Origin of the sequence: Mycobacterium uberis (assembly GCF_003408705.1) — a bacterium.
Taxonomy (GTDB): Bacteria; Actinomycetota; Actinomycetes; order Mycobacteriales; family Mycobacteriaceae; genus Mycobacterium; species Mycobacterium uberis.
Genome location: NZ_QAYL01000008.1, coordinates 20,940 through 37,868 on the forward strand (window position 1 = coordinate 20,940; position 16,929 = coordinate 37,868).

The 16,929-nt window shown below is 60.0% G+C and carries 11 protein-coding genes and 2 pseudogenes; all 13 read left to right on the forward strand.

Features of this window, described 5'->3' with window-relative positions:
* Window positions 1-619: 619 nt before the first annotated feature.
* Window positions 620-730 (forward strand): annotated as a pseudogene (locus MUBE_RS06655) (rubredoxin); the annotation flags it as partial.
* 122 nt (window positions 731-852) lie between these two features.
* Window positions 853-1,353 (forward strand): annotated as a pseudogene (locus MUBE_RS06660) (TetR/AcrR family transcriptional regulator).
* 118 nt (window positions 1,354-1,471) lie between these two features.
* Complete coding sequence (gene ahcY / locus MUBE_RS06665; RefSeq protein ID WP_116539941.1) at window positions 1,472-2,950, forward strand: adenosylhomocysteinase; 1,479 nt, start codon at window positions 1,472-1,474, stop codon at window positions 2,948-2,950.
* 64 nt (window positions 2,951-3,014) lie between these two features.
* Window positions 3,015-3,647, forward strand: a complete 633-nt coding sequence (locus MUBE_RS06670) for a dTMP kinase (RefSeq protein WP_116539942.1) — start codon at window positions 3,015-3,017, stop codon at window positions 3,645-3,647.
* A 92-nt stretch (window positions 3,648-3,739) separates the two neighbouring features.
* Window positions 3,740-4,426, forward strand: a complete 687-nt coding sequence (gene mtrA / locus MUBE_RS06675) for a two-component system response regulator MtrA (RefSeq protein ID WP_055576516.1) — start codon at window positions 3,740-3,742, stop codon at window positions 4,424-4,426.
* 58 nt (window positions 4,427-4,484) lie between these two features.
* On the forward strand, window positions 4,485-6,182 hold the full coding sequence (mtrB, locus tag MUBE_RS06680; RefSeq protein WP_116539943.1) for an MtrAB system histidine kinase MtrB: 1,698 nt from the start codon (window positions 4,485-4,487) through the stop codon (window positions 6,180-6,182).
* Window positions 6,179-7,948: an MtrAB system accessory lipoprotein LpqB gene (lpqB, locus tag MUBE_RS06685; RefSeq protein WP_116539944.1), complete on the forward strand. Its 1,770-nt coding sequence runs from the start codon at window positions 6,179-6,181 to the stop codon at window positions 7,946-7,948. The genes mtrB and lpqB overlap by 4 nt, the downstream gene beginning before the upstream one ends.
* A gap of 828 nt (window positions 7,949-8,776) precedes the next feature.
* Complete coding sequence (gene hpf / locus MUBE_RS06690) at window positions 8,777-9,466, forward strand: ribosome hibernation-promoting factor, HPF/YfiA family (protein ID WP_116539945.1); 690 nt, start codon at window positions 8,777-8,779, stop codon at window positions 9,464-9,466.
* 101 nt (window positions 9,467-9,567) lie between these two features.
* Window positions 9,568-12,381 (forward strand): preprotein translocase subunit SecA, encoded by a 2,814-nt coding sequence (gene secA / locus MUBE_RS06695; protein WP_116539946.1) that lies wholly within the window; start codon window positions 9,568-9,570, stop codon window positions 12,379-12,381.
* A gap of 682 nt (window positions 12,382-13,063) precedes the next feature.
* A complete protein-coding gene (locus MUBE_RS06700) occupies window positions 13,064-13,546 on the forward strand; it encodes a cation:proton antiporter regulatory subunit (protein ID WP_116539947.1) in 483 nt (160 codons plus the stop codon).
* 4 nt (window positions 13,547-13,550) lie between these two features.
* On the forward strand, window positions 13,551-14,708 hold the full coding sequence (locus tag MUBE_RS06705; protein ID WP_116539948.1) for a cation:proton antiporter: 1,158 nt from the start codon (window positions 13,551-13,553) through the stop codon (window positions 14,706-14,708).
* 516 nt (window positions 14,709-15,224) lie between these two features.
* Window positions 15,225-15,452: a hypothetical protein gene (locus MUBE_RS15135; RefSeq protein WP_133297067.1), complete on the forward strand. Its 228-nt coding sequence runs from the start codon at window positions 15,225-15,227 to the stop codon at window positions 15,450-15,452.
* 55 nt (window positions 15,453-15,507) lie between these two features.
* Window positions 15,508-16,917, forward strand: a complete 1,410-nt coding sequence (locus MUBE_RS06715; RefSeq protein ID WP_116539949.1) for a WS/DGAT/MGAT family O-acyltransferase — start codon at window positions 15,508-15,510, stop codon at window positions 16,915-16,917.
* The last annotated feature ends 12 nt before the right edge of the window (window positions 16,918-16,929 follow it).

Consider the following 16,929-nt stretch of genomic DNA (forward strand, 5'->3'; position numbering starts at 1 on the left):
TTTGGAGGCTCAGCGGTTGCGGCGCCATGGGCGGAGCCCATGGAATCCACAAATGCACCCACGCAACGACATGTTCAACACCTGGCTGATGTCGGTGGTGTTGTGAGGCAAGCTGACCGCTATATTCGGTCCGACGCTGATCCGGTTGGTGGTGATTCAGGTGATTGACACCTGGACCGTGTTTGAGACGGTGAACTACCTCAGAGCATTACGGACTGCTGCGGCAAAAACCCGTAACCGGCTGCTACGAGCGCTGCGCCCCCGAGTACAGTTGGAACTCCGACCATCTGGATACCAAACATGTTCCTCATACCATCTGTATCTGTACTACCTGCAGCGGCACAGCACCACTATGCCGATCCGACTTGTCGTTATCAAACGCTGCGTAGCTTCGATGGCTTGACCCAACTTGCCGAGTAGGCGTGCGTTGATGGTCACGCTGACGTATTTCCCACCGCTGTGGTGTAAGGTGATGAATCGTCGGATACGACACGGCGATATCCGCTCAGGATAACTTAATAGCCTCGGCTGAGAGGGAAGTTTTTGGCCAAATTATCGTGCTACACAATGACGGCCGCCTACCAGTTCCCGGTATCCGGTTACATCTGCGACGAGGTGTAGGGCTTGGCCGGAGGATGGCATCAAGCCTGGCACTCGCTGGAACGATATTCTCGAGGCCTGGAGCTGCCTTGGCTGTAGCGCGGCTAAGTCGGATTTCGATATGGCGTGAAGTGGTTTGTTCGTGATGAACACCAACATCGTTGCGAAAACTGGGTGGTGCCGCGCTTGTGAAGCGGATTCTTTAATGCTGAAGTATCGTCAGTCTCGCTGCATAATACGGTATTGGATGCGATGGGGGATCTGCTGTTGATGTGGGATTGGTCGGCTATTGTGTTGCCCGGCTTCGTCTGTGCCACTGGGCAGGCATCGGTTGGGAGGCCTTTACAACGAGTTCGGCTCACGGCTGGGCCTGGTGCAGGGCTATGCGCTGTGTCTGGCTGATCGCCTGGTCGACAGCGTCCATGTCACCCTGGCCACTAACGTTGGCAACATGTAGGAATTGTTTCTGCAGCGTTTTCGGCTGTTCTTCTCCAAGGTGACGGCAAACCCTGTGGTGATTTCGTTGCTGACTGGCGTCGCCACGCTGGATCTGTTGCAGCTCATCACTACCGACAGCGTGCCTGTATATTACTCGCGCGTCGGTTCGGTTTGGCGACGGTGTTCACCCAGACCTGGGTGGACAGCAGTGATGAAGACGCCGGCATTCTGGTGTGTGCCATCGTCAGGCTGCCGTTGAGCTACGTTTCGATGATGCCGTTCGCCGAGCACCATAGGGTTGTCAACGTGCCTTGACCTGACCGAACCTGCAGGGGCCTCAGGGCCTCAGAAAGGTGAGCGACTACACTGGTTGACGAGTAGAGCCTGTTTACCCCTATGGAGTCTCTGAGCCCTAGAAGGATCGCGACACGTTATGACGATGACCGACAGTTCGCTGACGCCCGACGTTCGTAACGGCATCGATTTCAAGGTTGCCGATCTGTCGTTAGCGGATTTCGGCCGCAAAGAACTCGACCTCGCCGAGTATGAGATGCCTGGCCTAATGTCGCTGCGTCGTGAATATGCCGAGGTGCAGCCGCTGAAGGGGGCTCGTGTTTCCGGTTCGCTACACATGACAGTGCAGACCGCGGTGCTGATCGAGACGCTGGTTGCGCTGGGCGCCGAAGTGCGCTGGGCGTCGTGCAATATCTTCTCGACCCAAGACCATGCGGCAGCGGCCGTCGTCGTCGGCCCATACGGCACACCCGAGCAGCCCAAGGGTGTCCCGGTGTTTGCCTGGAAGGGCGAGACGCTCGAGGAGTATTGGTGGGCTGCCGAGCAGATGCTCACCTGGCCGGATCCGGATAAGCCAGCCAACATGATCCTGGACGACGGTGGGGATGTCACTATGCTGGTGCTGCGCGGCATGCAATACGAGAAGGCCGGTTTAGTGCCGCCCATCGAGGACGACGACCCTGCTGAGTGGAAAGTCTTCTTGGGTCTGCTGCGAAAGCGCTTCGAGACCGACAAGGGCAAGTGGACCAAGATCGCTGAATCGGTCAAGGGTGTTACCGAAGAGACGACCACGGGCGTGTTGAGGCTGTACCAATTCGCCGCAGCCGGGGCCCTGGCCTTCCCTGCGATCAACGTCAACGACTCGGTGACCAAGTCCAAGTTCGACAATAAGTATGGCACCCGGCACTCTCTGATTGACGGCATCAACCGCGGCACTGACGCTTTGATCGGCGGCAAGAATGTGCTCATCTGCGGCTACGGCGACGTAGGTAAGGGTTGCGCAGAGGCGGCAAAGGGCCAAGGCGCGCGGGTCACCGTCACCGAGATCGATCCGATTAACGCGCTGCAGGCGCTGATGGAAGGCTTCGACGTCAAGCGGGTCGAAGACGTCATCGCTGACGCGGACATCGTTGTCACCGCAACTGGCAACAAAGACATCATCTCACTCGAGCACATGCGGGCAATGAAGGATCACGCCATTCTGGGCAACATCGGTCACTTTGACAACGAGATCGACATGGCCGCGCTGGAACGCTCTGGTGCTACGCGGCTCAACATTAAGCCGCAGGTCGATCTGTGGACTTTCGGCGACAGCGGCAAGTCGATCATTGTGCTGTCCGAGGGCCGGCTGCTGAATCTGGGCAACGCCACCGGGCATCCGTCGTTCGTGATGAGCAATAGTTTTGCCAACCAGACGATTGCGCAGATTGAGCTGTGGACCAAGAACGACGAATACGACAATGAGGTGTACCGGTTGCCTAAGCATCTTGACGAAAAAGTGGCCCGCATCCACGTCGAGGCCCTTGGCGGGCAGCTGACCAAGCTGACCAAGGACCAGGCCGAGTATCTTGGCGTCGACGTTGAGGGCCCGTTCAAGCCGGATCACTATCGCTACTGATCCTCGTTTGGAGCTGGGTATGTTGCCAGCCGCACGTTCGTCGGCATACCGCTAGGCTCGCGCAGTGTTGATAGCAATCGAAGGCATTGACGGCGCTGGCAAGCGAACCTTGTCCGAGAGGTTATGCCAGGCATTTGAGGCCATCGGGAAATCGGTGGCAACGTTGGCTTTCCCGCGCTATCGGCGATCAGTGGCAGCTGACATTGCTGCGGAGGCGCTGCACGGCCAGCACGGTGATCTCGCGTCGTCGGTGTATGCTATGGCCTTGCTGTTCGCGTTCGACCGCGCTGGGGCGGTCGAGGACATTGCAGCCATGCGCCGCAATCATGATGTAGTGATCCTCGATCGTTACGTTGCGTCCAATGCCGCCTACAGCGCCGCGCGCCTACATGATGACTTTAGCGGGGAGGCGGTGGCCTGGGTGCAGCAAGTTGAATACCAGAGATTGCGGTTGCCCTCGCCCGATTGGCAAGTGTTGCTTGCGGTCTCCGCTAAGCTCGCCGGGGAGCGTTCCCGCCACCGGGCCCGCGTCGCTCCCGACTGGCCGCGTGACAGCTACGAATGTGACGACGACCTTCAGCAGCGCACCGGTGCGGTATACGCCAGCCTGGCCGCTGCAGGTTGGGGCGGGCGGTGGCTAGTTGTTGACGCGGACGTCGAGCCGGGTTGGTTGGCCACCGCTTTGATGGGCAGTTAGATTCCGTTAGGGCCGAATTTGACGGTCTTTGAGCTTAATCCTATACGAAGCGCCCGTGTGGCGTCCTAGTTTTGTCCCGATCTGGTGACACCATGGACAGCATGAGGCAAAGGATTTTGGTCGTCGACGACGACGCTTCGCTGGCCGAGATGCTCACTATCGTGCTGCGTGGGGAGGGTTTCGACACCGCGGTCATCGGCGACGGTACTCAGGCCCTGACCGCGGTGCGTGAGTTGCGCCCCGACCTAGTGTTGTTGGATTTGATGTTGCCCGGCATGAATGGCATCGACGTGTGCCGGGTGTTGCGTGCCGACTCCGGCGTTCCGATTGTGATGCTGACCGCCAAGACGGACACCGTAGACGTGGTGCTGGGGTTGGAATCGGGCGCAGATGACTACATCATGAAGCCGTTCAAACCCAAGGAGCTGGTCGCTCGTGTCCGGGCGCGATTGCGGCGCAACGACGACGAGCCAGCCGAGATGCTGTCCATCGCCGACGTCGATATCGACGTGCCGGCACACAAGGTTACCCGAAATGGTGAACAGATTTCCTTGACACCACTGGAATTCGACCTGCTGGTTGCGCTGGCACGCAAGCCACGCCAGGTGTTTACTCGTGATGTGCTGCTCGAACAGGTGTGGGGATATCGTCACCCAGCGGATACTCGCTTGGTGAACGTGCATGTCCAGCGGCTACGCGCCAAGGTCGAGAAAGACCCGGAGAACCCGACCGTGGTGTTGACCGTTCGAGGAGTGGGATACAAGGCCGGACCTCCGTGACACGCACCAGCGACGATGTATTGCGCAGCGATGCTAGTGACGCTGAGGGGCGGCGCCGGTGATCTTCAGCTCCCGGCGACGCATTCGGGGTCGCTGGGGACGCTGGGGGCGCTCGGGCCCCATGGCTCGCGGTATGGGCGCGTTAACTCGAGCCGTGGGTGTCGCTTGGCGTCGATCGCTGCAATTGCGCGTTGTTGCTCTAACGTTTGGTCTTTCGTTGACGGTGATTTTGGCGCTTGGTTTCGTGCTCACCAGTCAGCTCACTAACCGTGTGCTCGACGTCAAGGTTAGGGCCGCCATCGAGCAGATCGAGCGAGCACGTACCACCGTCACTGGGATCGTTAACGGTGAAGAGACCCGCTCGCTGGACAGCAGTCTGCAGCTGGCCCGCAACACGTTGACATCGAAAACTGACCCAACTTCTGGTGCTGGCCTCGCCGGTGCCTTCGATGCGGTATTGATGGTGCCCGGCGATGGCCCGCGTGCCGCAACTACGGCCGGATCCATCGATCAGGTGCCTAATTCCTTGCGTGGTTTCATCAAAGCCGGGCAGGCAGCCTACCAGTACGCGACGGTGCACACCGAAGGCTTCTCGGGGCCAGCGCTGATCATAGGCACGCCGACATCGTCGCAGGTGGCTAATCTTGAGCTTTACCTGATCTTTCCGCTGAAGAACGAACAGGCTACTGTCATGCTGGTGCGTGGCACGATGGCCACCGGTGGCCTGGTGCTGCTGGTCTTGCTGTCGGGTATCGCGTTACTGGTATCGCGCCAGGTGGTGGTGCCGGTGCGGTCTGCGTCACGGATCGCCGAGCGATTTGCCGAAGGGCATCTGTCGGAACGGATGTTGGTGCGCGGCGAGGACGACATGGCGCGGCTGGCGGTGTCGTTCAATGACATGGCGGAGAGCTTGTCTCGGCAGATCACCCAGCTCGAGGAGTTCGGTAACCTGCAACGCCGGTTCACATCTGATGTCAGTCATGAACTCCGCACGCCGCTGACCACCGTGCGTATGGCCGCTGACTTGATCTACGACCACAGCTCCGACCTCGATCCCACGTTGCGGCGGTCCACCGAGCTGATGGTCAGCGAACTAGATCGATTCGAGACACTGCTCAACGACCTGCTCGAGATCTCGCGACACGACGCCGGCGTAGCAGAGCTCTCCGTCGAGGCGGTCGATCTGCGTACGACGGTGAATAACGCGCTGGGCAATGTTGGCCACCTGGCCGAGGAGGCCGGTATCGAACTGCTGGTGGACATGCCTGCCGAAGAGGTGATTGCTGAAGTTGACGCCCGCCGAGTCAAGCGGATCCTCCGCAACCTGATCGCCAACGCCATCGACCACGCCGAACATAAACCGGTACGGATCCGGATGGCCGTCGACGACGATACCGTCGCGGTCACCGTGCGCGATTACGGGGTCGGGTTGCGGCCCGGCGAAGAGAAGTTGGTGTTCAGTCGGTTTTGGCGCTCGGACCCGTCACGGGTGCGGCGCTCCGGTGGTACCGGGCTGGGACTGGCGATCAGCATCGAGGATGCGCGGTTGCACCAGGGCCGGCTTGAAGCGTGGGGTGAGCCAGGCCAGGGCGCCTGCTTCAGGCTGACGCTTCCGCTAGTTCGTGGCCACAAGGTCACCACCAGTCCACTGCCCATGAAACCGATCCCGCAACCAATTCCGCACATCGTCTCAGCCAGCCAGCAACACGGCACCCAACGTCCGCGCCCGCGAGAACATGCCGAGAAGAGCGGATGATGCGGCGCGTTATAGTGATCATGCGGCTGTTGTTCCTGGGTGTATTGCTGGCTGGTTGCGCTGGGGTACCCAGTTCGTCCGCTCCACAGGCGATTGGTACCGTGGAGCGACCCGCACCGTCGAATCTACTCAAGCCGACCCCCGGTATGGATCCCGATGTGCTGTTGCGTGAATTCCTCAAGGCCACAGCCGATCCGGCCAACCGGCATCTGGCAGCGCGTCAGTTCCTGACCCAGTCGGCATCCAACGCCTGGGACGACGCCGGTAGCGCACTGTTGATCGACCATGTGGTGTTCGTTGAAACCCTTGGCGCCGAACGCGTTTCGGCGACGATGCGGGCAGACATCCTTGGCTCGCTGTCCGATATGGGTGTGTTCGAGACCGCAGAGGGTATGCTACCGGACCCGGGTCCGATCGAATTGATTAAGACGCCGGGTGGCTGGCGTATCGACCGGTTGCCCAACGGGGTTTTCCTGGACTGGCAGCAGTTTCAGGCGACGTACAAACGTAACACCCTCTACTTCGCCGACCTGACTGGCAAGACCGTGGTTCCCGACCCTCGCTACGTCGCGGTTCCCGGTCATGATCAGTTGGCTACTGAGCTTGTCTCCAAATTGCTGGCTGGTCCACGACCTGAGATGGCGCACACTGTCCGCAATCTGCTGGCTCCACCGCTGCGGCTGCGTGGCCCGGTAACGCGGGCTGACGGCAGCAAGAGCGGGATTGGGCGAGGTTACGGCGGTGCGCGGATAGATCTCGAGAAACTATCTACCACCGATCCGCACAGTAGGCAATTGCTTGCCGCGCAGATCATATGGACGCTGGCCAGGGCGGACATCAGAGGGCCGTATGTGATCAACGCTGACGGTGCGCCACTGGATGACAGGTTCGCCGACGGGTGGACCACCTCCGACGTCGCTGCCACCGACCCGGGCGTGGCCGACGGCGCGGGCGCGGGGTTGCATGCGCTGGTGGGCGGGGCATTGGTATCGGTGGACGGACAGCATGCCACCACGGTGCTGGGAGCCTTTGGGCGGATGGGCGACCAGACCGGCGCTGCACTATCCCGCAGCGGGCGGCAGGTGGCGTCGGTAGTGACCCTGCGCCGCGGCGCTCCAGATACGGCGGCGTCGTTGTGGATCGGTGATCTCGGTGGCGAGGCGGTCCAGTCCGCCGACGGACACGGCTTGTCGCGACCCAGCTGGTCGCTCGACGACGCGGTATGGGTGGTGGTCGACAACCACAATGTGTTGCGGGCCATTCAGGAACCAGCTTCGGGGCAACCCGTGCGTATTCCGGTGGATTCCGCCGCAGTGGCCAGCCGGTTCCCGGGGCCGATTACCGACCTGCAGCTGTCTCGGGATGGGACGCGTGCCGCGATGGTGATCGGTGGACAGGTGATTCTCGCCGGTGTCGAGCAGACCCAGGCCGGACAGTTTGCCTTGACATACCCGCGTCGACTGGGCTTCGGACTGGGTACCTCAGTGGTATCGTTGTCCTGGCGGACCGGCGACGACATCGTGGTGACTCGCACCGATGCTGCGCATCCAGTGTCGTACGTGAACCTCGACGGAGTTAATTCTGATGCGCCGGCCCGTGGTTTGCAGGTTCCACTGTCGGCGATTGTGGCCAACCCGTCGACGGTATATGTCGCGGGACCGCAAGGGGTACTGCAGTATTCGGCGTCCGTTGCCGAAAGCCAACAGGGCTGGTCGGAGGTCGCGGCGTTGACCGTTGCAGGGGCGGAGCCGGTATTGCCGGGCTGAGTGGTTGCTGGCGAACTGTGCGTGGTAGTCCTCCGCATCGATCTGCTGGTGTCGGTTTTCGCGCTCGGCCGTTACACCGGTGCCCGTCGCTGGGTGATCTTTGCAATGAAAAGAAGCACGGCTACCGCGACCTGATTGCACCGCTGGCGCGGATCGTGATAGTAACGTTGGTGAAACATGCGGATGTCACTGTTGTCCCGACGTTGCGGATAAAAGTGTTGGCCTACCACTCCGTAGGCCTTGATGCGTCAGCGCAGGAGTGTGCAATATAGCTGGGCAGGCACTGCTGTGTGGCTAGCTGCCGCACAGCGAAGTAGTAATCATCGACGATGTCATCACTAGCGGTGCCTCAGCGTATTGAGTCGGTCCAGATTCTGCAAGCTGCCGGGACACGGGTGACCGCGATGCTGACAATCGCGGGCTTTTGATGGAACTTCGGTGAAAGTGAATGACGGTGGCCAGCTTGAATCCGATGTATTCTGCTCGGATCCAATGAGAACACATGAAGGATTCCTAACACATCCGCTAAATTTGGTGGCACGGCGAGGTGAACACGAGCTAACGTCGATTGTGAGCCTTCCAGAAGGTTCTATAGTCGACGTTTTTCAGTGACGCTACTCGCGGCAGGAGGTGAGAAATCGACATCTTGCACCGGCGGGCAGCCTGCGTGGTCACTTTTTTGGAGAACCGTTCCAACCCCGTCGGTGTGGTTTTGTACAGCTAGTCGCGGCCGCAAGCGCGGCGAAGCAGGGCGCAGTGGATCGTAACTCATCAAAGCTTGGGCGCGCAGGGCGCGTCTTACGTGAAAAGAGAAACGAGTTGTCACGTATGTCAAGGCTAACTGCGGATTCTGGTCAGGTTCTCGACCCAGCACCGGTTATATCCGACGAGCCGCTCGAACCGGTGCTGAACGCTGAGGTCGTGTTCAAGGGCCGCAATGTCGAGATCCCCGATCATTTCCGCATCTATGTCTCGCAGAAACTCGCCCGCTTGGGACGGTTCGACCGGACCATCTATCTGTTCGACGTTGAACTCGATCATGAACGTAACCGTCGCCAACGTAAATCCTGTCAGCGCGTAGAGATCACCGCACGAGGTCGAGGGCCGGTAGTGCGCGGTGAGGCTTGCGCCGACAGCTTTTATGCCGCACTCGAGTCAGCGGTCGTCAAACTCGAAAGCCGGCTGCGTCGTAGCAAAGACCGACGCAAAGTGCACTACGGTGACAAGACCCCTATGTCAGTGGCGGAAGCGACCGCGGTCACTGTGCCACCAGAGAAGGGCTTCAGTACCGAGCCGGTTGAGGTGCACGATCACGACGGTGCGGTTGCGGATTATGAGCCGGGGCGGATCATCCGTACCAAAGAATACCCAGCCAAGCCGATGTCGGTAGACGACGCGCTTTACGAGATGGAGCTTGTCGGACACGACTTCTTTTTGTTTTACGACAAACATGTCGAACGGCCGTCGGTTGTCTATCGACGGCACGCCTATGACTATGGCCTGATCAGGCTCGTTTGATCAGGCTGGCTTGACATGTTCGGACGGCCATTGCAGCCGGTCACCTACGATGAATGGCGCCTTGTCGAAAAGGAAGATTCCAACTCACAGAGGACATAGTTGTGCTGTCGAAGTTACTGCGCGTTGGTGAAGGTCGCATGGTCAAGCGCCTCAAAAAGGTGGCCGACTATGTCAACATGTTGTCTGATGATGTCGAGGAGCTCACCGATGCCGAGCTGAAGGCCAAGACCGACGAGTTCAAGAAGCGTCTCGCCGACGGGGAGACGCTTGACAGCTTGTTGCCGGAGGCGTTCGCCGTGGCGCGCGAGGCGGCGTGGCGGGTGCTTGATCAGCGCCCGTTCGACGTGCAGGTGATGGGCGGGGCGGCGTTGCATATGGGCAACGCCGCGGAGATGAAGACCGGTGAAGGCAAGACCCTGACCTGTGTGTTGCCCGCTTACCTCAACGCGCTGGCCGGTAAGGGTGTGCATATCGTCACTGTTAACGATTACCTGGCCAAACGCGATAGCGAGTGGATGGGGCGTGTGCACCGGTTTCTCGGTCTGCAGGTTGGGGTGATCGTGGCGCCTATGACGCCCGACGAACGTCGGGTGGCCTATAACGCCGACATCACTTACGGCACCAACAACGAGTTCGGGTTTGACTACCTGCGCGACAATATGACGCATTCGCTGGACGACTTGGTGCAGCGTGGGCATAGCTACGCCATCGTCGACGAAGTGGACTCCATTCTGATTGACGAGGCCCGCACCCCGTTGATCATTTCCGGCCTTGCTGACGGTGCGTCCAACTGGTACACCGAGTTCGCTAGGTTGGTGTTATTGATGGACAAGGACGTCCACTATGAGGTCGACTTACGTAAACGCGCCGTCGGTGTGCACGAAAAGGGCGTGGAGTTTGTCGAAGACCAGCTCGGTATTGACAACCTCTACGAGGCCGCCAACTCGCCACTAGTCAGCTATCTGAACAACGCGTTGAAAGCGAAGGAGCTGTTCAACCGCGACAAGGACTATATCGTCTGCGACGGCGAAGTGTTGATCGTCGACGAGTTCACTGGTCGTGTGTTGCTTGGACGTCGTTACAATGAGGGCATGCACCAGGCCATCGAGGCCAAGGAGCACGTCGAGATCAAGGCCGAGAATCAGACGTTGGCTACCATCACGCTACAGAACTATTTCCGGCTCTACGACAAACTCGCCGGCATGACCGGTACCGCCCAGACGGAGGCGGCCGAGCTGTACGAGATCTACAAGCTGGGCGTGGTTGCCATCCCGACCAACAAGCCCATGATCCGTAAAGACCAACCTGACCTCATCTATAAGACTGAGGAAGCCAAATATATGGCGGTGGTCGATGATGTTGCCGAGCGTTACGAGAAAGGCCAGCCGGTGCTGATCGGCACCACCAGCGTGGAAAGCTCGGAGTATCTTTCGCGGCAGTTCACTAAGTGGCGCATCCCGCACAACGTACTAAACGCCAAGTACCATGAGCAGGAGGCGGGCATCATCGCCGTGGCCGGCCGCCGCGGTGGTGTTACCGTCGCCACCAACATGGCCGGCCGGGGTACTGACATTGTGCTGGGAGGCAATGTCGATTTCCTCACCGATCAACGGCTGCGTGGGCGTGGCCTGGATCCGGTGGAGACGCCAGACGAGTACGAGGCTGCCTGGCACTCCGAACTGCCCATCGTCAAAGAGGAGGCCTCCAAAGAGGCCGCTGAAGTGATCGAGGCCGGCGGCCTGTATGTGTTAGGTACCGAACGTCACGAGTCACGGCGCATCGACAACCAGCTGCGCGGCCGCTCCGGTCGCCAAGGTGACCCCGGCGAGTCGCGCTTCTACTTGTCGCTGGGCGACGAGCTTATGCGCCGGTTTAATGGCGCCACTTTGGAAGCTTTGTTGACCAGGCTGAATTTGCCCGATGATGTGCCGATCGAAGCTAAAATGGTCACCCGGGCGATCAAGAGCGCCCAGACCCAGGTCGAGCAGCAGAATTTTGAGGTCCGCAAGAACGTCCTCAAGTACGACGAGGTGATGAACCAGCAACGTAAGGTGATCTACGCCGAGCGTCGACGTATCCTCGAAGGCGAGAATTTGCAGCAGCAGGCGTTGGACCTGGTCCGTGACGTGGTCACCGCCTACGTCAACGGTGCGACCAGCGAAGGCTATGTCGAGGACTGGGATATGGATGCGTTGTGGTCGGCGCTGGGGACACTTTACCCGGTCGGGATCAAGCACGAATCGCTGACGCGAACGGACGAGGACTCCGAGCACGGCGAGCTCACTCGCGACGAGTTGCTCGAGGCTCTGCTTGCAGATGCCGAACGAGCCTATGCGGCAAGGGAAGCCGAGCTTGAGAAAATCGGTGGCGAGGGTGCGATGCGTCAGCTGGAGCGCAACGTGTTGCTGAATGTCGTGGATCGCAAGTGGCGCGAGCATCTCTACGAGATGGACTATCTCAAGGAGGGCATCGGGCTGCGCGCGATGGCCCAGCGTGATCCGTTGGTGGAGTACCAGCGTGAGGGCTACGACATGTTCATGGCCATGCTTGACGGCATGAAAGAGGAGTCGGTCGGCTTCTTATTTAATGTTGCTGTCGAGGCGGTGCCTGCCTCCCAGGTGACTCCGGTGCAAGTACCCGAAGAGTGCGCTGGATTGGTCGCGGATGACAGGGTCGACACTGCTTCCCGACGATGCGACGAGAACTCAAGCACGTTGCGAGCCAAGGGGATTGACAATAAGGCGCCTGCTCTTACGTATTTTGGGCCGTCCGAGGACGGTTCACCACAGGTACAATGCAACGGCGGTGGTGCGCAGAAAACACCAGCCGGGGTGCCAGCTGGGGCCACTCGACGTGAACGGCGCGAAGCTGCGCGACGGCAAGGCCGCCGCGCCAAGCCGCCGAGATTTGGGTAAGTAATGTACCCAGGGGTCGAATGGTTAGTGTACGTGGTTTGCGCTAGTGCTGACCGAGCGTAGCACTTACGTGTTGTTGATCAGCGCCGTGTTGCTGCTCTTTCAGTAATGGTGCACCATGCCGGCGGTCATCTAGGGAGGTGCGGGCACCGGTCAGACGGCTGGAGCTGTGGGTGCTGTTCTGGTTTGGGTGGGAAATAGTGTTCGCGTCGACTTTCATAAATTAATCATTTCGACTTGTTCGGCCTTAGATAGTTTACGTAGCGTGGCGCCGAAAGCCCTACACTGCCATTGGCTTGCGCTTGCCATTGCCCTACGGGCTGGGGAGCGCCCGTGACGTCACGTCCGGAGCCCCGCCATGGCTACAGCCTGATCGCCACCCAGCTAGAAGAGTATGACCTGGTGGCGACGCTGGGTGGCCAATACTGTTGAGTACCGGCGTCACGTTCCTATGCTGCCTTAAGACACATGCCACGCCGGTACGCCGCTTAAGACTAACTCTTCGGTCAAGTCAATGTACTACCCAGCGATCGCGGAACTGACGTCAGTGTAGTGTGGTGCACGCGCTTAATGCTCACTGTGGTGCCGTCCATTTGCTAACACTAGTTCCGCTGAACTCCAAGGGGATTGCCGTGACTACTGCTTTTTCTTTTTCGGCGACCTCTCGTTAAGGATTGAGGCTATGGACGTCAAGGAGGTACTGTTACCTGGGGTGGGCTTGCGCTACGAGTTCACCAGTCGTAGGGGTGACCGGATCGGGATCATCGCGCGGCGCAGCGGCGATTTCGATGTCGTTGTATATGCCCGCGAGGATCCGGACGAGGCGCGACCGGTCTTCTGCCTCACTGACGACGAAGCCGACGCTGTCGCTCAGATTTTGGGTGCACCCAGGATCGCCGAGCGGTTCACCGAGCTGGCTAATGAAATCCCCGGGCTCGAGACCAGGCAAGTTCGCATCACACCGGAGAGCCCGTTCGTAGGCCGGCCGCTGGGTGACACCCAGGCGCGCACTCGTACCGGCGCATCGATTGTCGCGATCGTGCGCGACGAAGACGTCGTGGCCTCGCCAGGCCCGGCTGAACCGCTGCGGGCACGAGACGTACTGATCGTGATAGGCACCGAAGAAGGTATCGCCGGGGTCGAGCAGATCGTCGGCAAGGGCTGAGACGATGGAAATTTCGGGAGCGCTGCTGTTCCAAGTCGGCGCTCTCCTCACCACACTTGCCGTGCTGGGTGCAGGCGCACGCCGATACTCGTTGTCTCCGATACCGGTTTATCTGATGGCGGGGCTTTCGCTCGGTAAGGGTGGCATCATGCCTGTGGCCGCCGCTGATGAATTTATCACGACAGGAGCGCCTATCGGTATTGTGTTGTTGCTGCTGACATTGGGTTTAGAGTTCTCCGCGACCGAATTCGCCAGCAGTTTGCGGCATCACCTACCGTCAGCCGGTATCGACATCGTTCTCAACGCCACACCTGGCGCGGTGGCCGGCTGGCTGTTGGGTTTGGACGGAGTCGTTGTGCTCGCGCTAGCTGGCGTCACGTACATCTCCTCATCCGGTGTCATTGCGCGTTTACTGGCGGACTTACGTCGGCTCGGTAACCGGGAAACGCCGGCGGTGCTGTCGGTGTTGGTGCTCGAAGACTTCGCGATGGCGGCTTACCTGCCCCTCTTTGCAGTACTCGCGTCGGGTGGCAGCTGGCTAGATGCCGTCGTCGGCATGGTCGCCGCGGTCTGCGCGCTATTCGCGGCTTTTGCTGCATCCTATCACTGGGGCCATCATGTTGGTCGGCTGGTGGCGCACCCCGATTCCGAGCAGCTGTTGTTGAGAGTCCTGGGGGTCACCCTGATCGTGGCAGCGGTGGCCGAATCCTTGCACGCGTCGGCCGCCGTAGGCGCATTCTTGGTCGGCCTGACCTTGACGGGGGACACTGCTGACCGCGCACGCAAGGTGCTCGGCCCTCTTCGTGACCTGTTCGCCGCGATTTTTTTCCTTGCTATTGGTATATCGGTCGACCCGCACAAGCTCCTCCCGATGTTTCCAGCAGCCTTGATCCTGGCTGCTGTTACCGCGGTGACCAAGGTGGCGACCGGAATTCTGGCCGCCCGGCACGATGGCGTGGCGCGGCGAGGGCAGCTGCGCGCTGGCACAGCGCTCGTCGTCCGGGGCGAGTTTTCGCTGATCATCATCGGATTGATCGGCACGTCGACCCCTGCAGTGGCCGCGCTGGCCACTGCGTATGTTTTCATCATGGCGATCGTGGGCCCGGTGCTGGCCCGCTACACTCCGGGTTCGCTGCCGACTAGCTCTGGGCCGGCCAACTAGACAGATGCTGGTGACCTGCTTTGCCTGGCTGTGTCGCGTTCACGATCACCACTAGGCAGATGGTGTCTGAGACCGTTCAATCGATGTGCAGGGCAACTGCCCAGCCAGCGGGTTTCGGCCACTAGCGGGCACCTGTTCCACAGGGCACACGACCGCATGTCTCCGGTTCTCCACCACGATCGTACGTGCCAGAAACCTCGGCAGCAGTGTCCGGGTCGTCGTGCCGCCCGATAGGTTGTAGACGCATCTGGTGCAGCACTGCGGCGCCCTGGCGTTCGGGTGGGTGTCCGGTTGTTGGTGGGCCTACCGAGAAGCACCGAGTCGACGAGGTTGGGTGCCAGCAGAGGCCGCAGCTGCGCCGCGGACCGGCTGCGGTCGATGATTTCCAGTACTCTGCGGAGCAATGCCGGCAAAACCGCCGGTCGTGATCTCGGGCTGCCGGCCGGCTAGCCTGCTGTTAGCTCGGTGCGGCGAACGCGAAGTGTGGTACGTCGCATGCAATGATTGCCGGCACTGGTGATGTTTCATATCGGGTGGTTCGTACTCAACGACGGGTATTACAGCGAAGCTGTCACGGCAGGGCAGGCTCGTGAGGGGACTAATGGTCTACGAGTACTCTTCAACTTAGCGATCGGACGGGGGCTGCTGGAGAGTGGCAGGCATTTTCGGTTGTTTCTGCTGTTCGTCATCAACGTACATCCGACGCTGGCGTGTACCTGCGTGGCGATGTACCCAGGTCGGTGATTACCGTGGGCGATGTTGCTGAACGCGACGAGTCGACAAGGAGGACAGGGCGGTAATGGTGACCCGGTTGTCCCCGTCGGACGCGTCGTTCTATCGGCTGGAGAACACCGCCACCCCGATGTATGTTGGGTCGCTGTCGATTTTGCGTCGTCCACGCGCGGGATTGAGCTATGAGACGCTACTGGCCACCATCGAACAGCGTCTACCCCAGATTCCGCGCTACCGGCAGAAGGTCCGCGAAGTCAATATGGGCATGGCCAGGCCTGTTTGGATCGACGATCGCGACTTCGACATCACCTACCACGTTAGGCGATCGGCGCTGCCATCGCCGGGTAGCGACGAACAGCTGCACGAGCTGATTGCTCGGTTGGCTGCGCGGCCGCTGGACAAGACACGGCCGCTGTGGGAGTTGTATCTTGTCGAGGGCCTCGATAAAAACCGCGTAGCCCTGTATACCAAGTCACATCAGGCATTGATCAACGGCATGACCGCGTTGGAGATCGGCCACGTCATCGCTGATCGGACCCGGTGTACACCACCGTTCGCTGAAGACATCTGGATACCTGAACGCGACCCCGGCAACACCCGCTTACTGTTGGGTACGATTGGTGACTGGCTGATCGGCCCGGGCTCACGAATGCAGATTGTCGGTTCTGCCCTCGTCGGTCTGGCAACTAACTCTAGACAATTCGTTGACGCTGGTCGCCGGTTCTTCGATATTGCGCGCACGATAGCCCGCGGTACCGCACCCAATAGCCCGCTCAACGCCACCGTTTCGCGCAATCGGCGGTTCACTGTTGCCAGTGGGCGGCTTGAGGACTACCGGACGGTACGAGCGCGCTACGACTGTGACATCAATGATGTGGTGCTGGCGGTGGTGGCCGGCGCGTTAGGTAATTGGTTGATGTCACGTGGTGAAACGGTTGCACTGACCGCGACGGTCAGAGCATTGGCACCGTTATCAGTCTATGCCGATGACCAACTCGACTCGAGCGGGCCTGGACAGGCAATCAGCGAGGTGATGCCGTTCCTGGTTGATTTGCCGGTGGGGGAGGGCAACGCGGTGGTGCGGTTATCGCAGATCGCGCACGCCACCGAGTCGAACCCGACGGCCGCCAGCCTGGTCGACGCCAGGACCATTGTCACGCTATCGGGTTTTGCGCCGCCTACCTTGCATGCTATGGGTATCCGGGTCGCCACTAGCTTTTCCCCGCGGCTGTTCAATCTGTTGATCACCAATGCTCCTGGGGCCCAGTCGCAGATGTACATTGCCGGTACTAAGTTACTCGAGACTTACGCGGTGCCGCCGCTGTTGCACAACCAAGCGTTAGCGATCAGTGTGACCTCTTATAACGGTATGATGTATTATGGCATCAATGCCGATCGTGATGCGATGAGCGATGTCGACCTGCTGCCAGGGCTGTTGAGCCAATCACTTGATGAGCTTCTGGAGGCTTGTCGGTAACTGTCGGGTCAA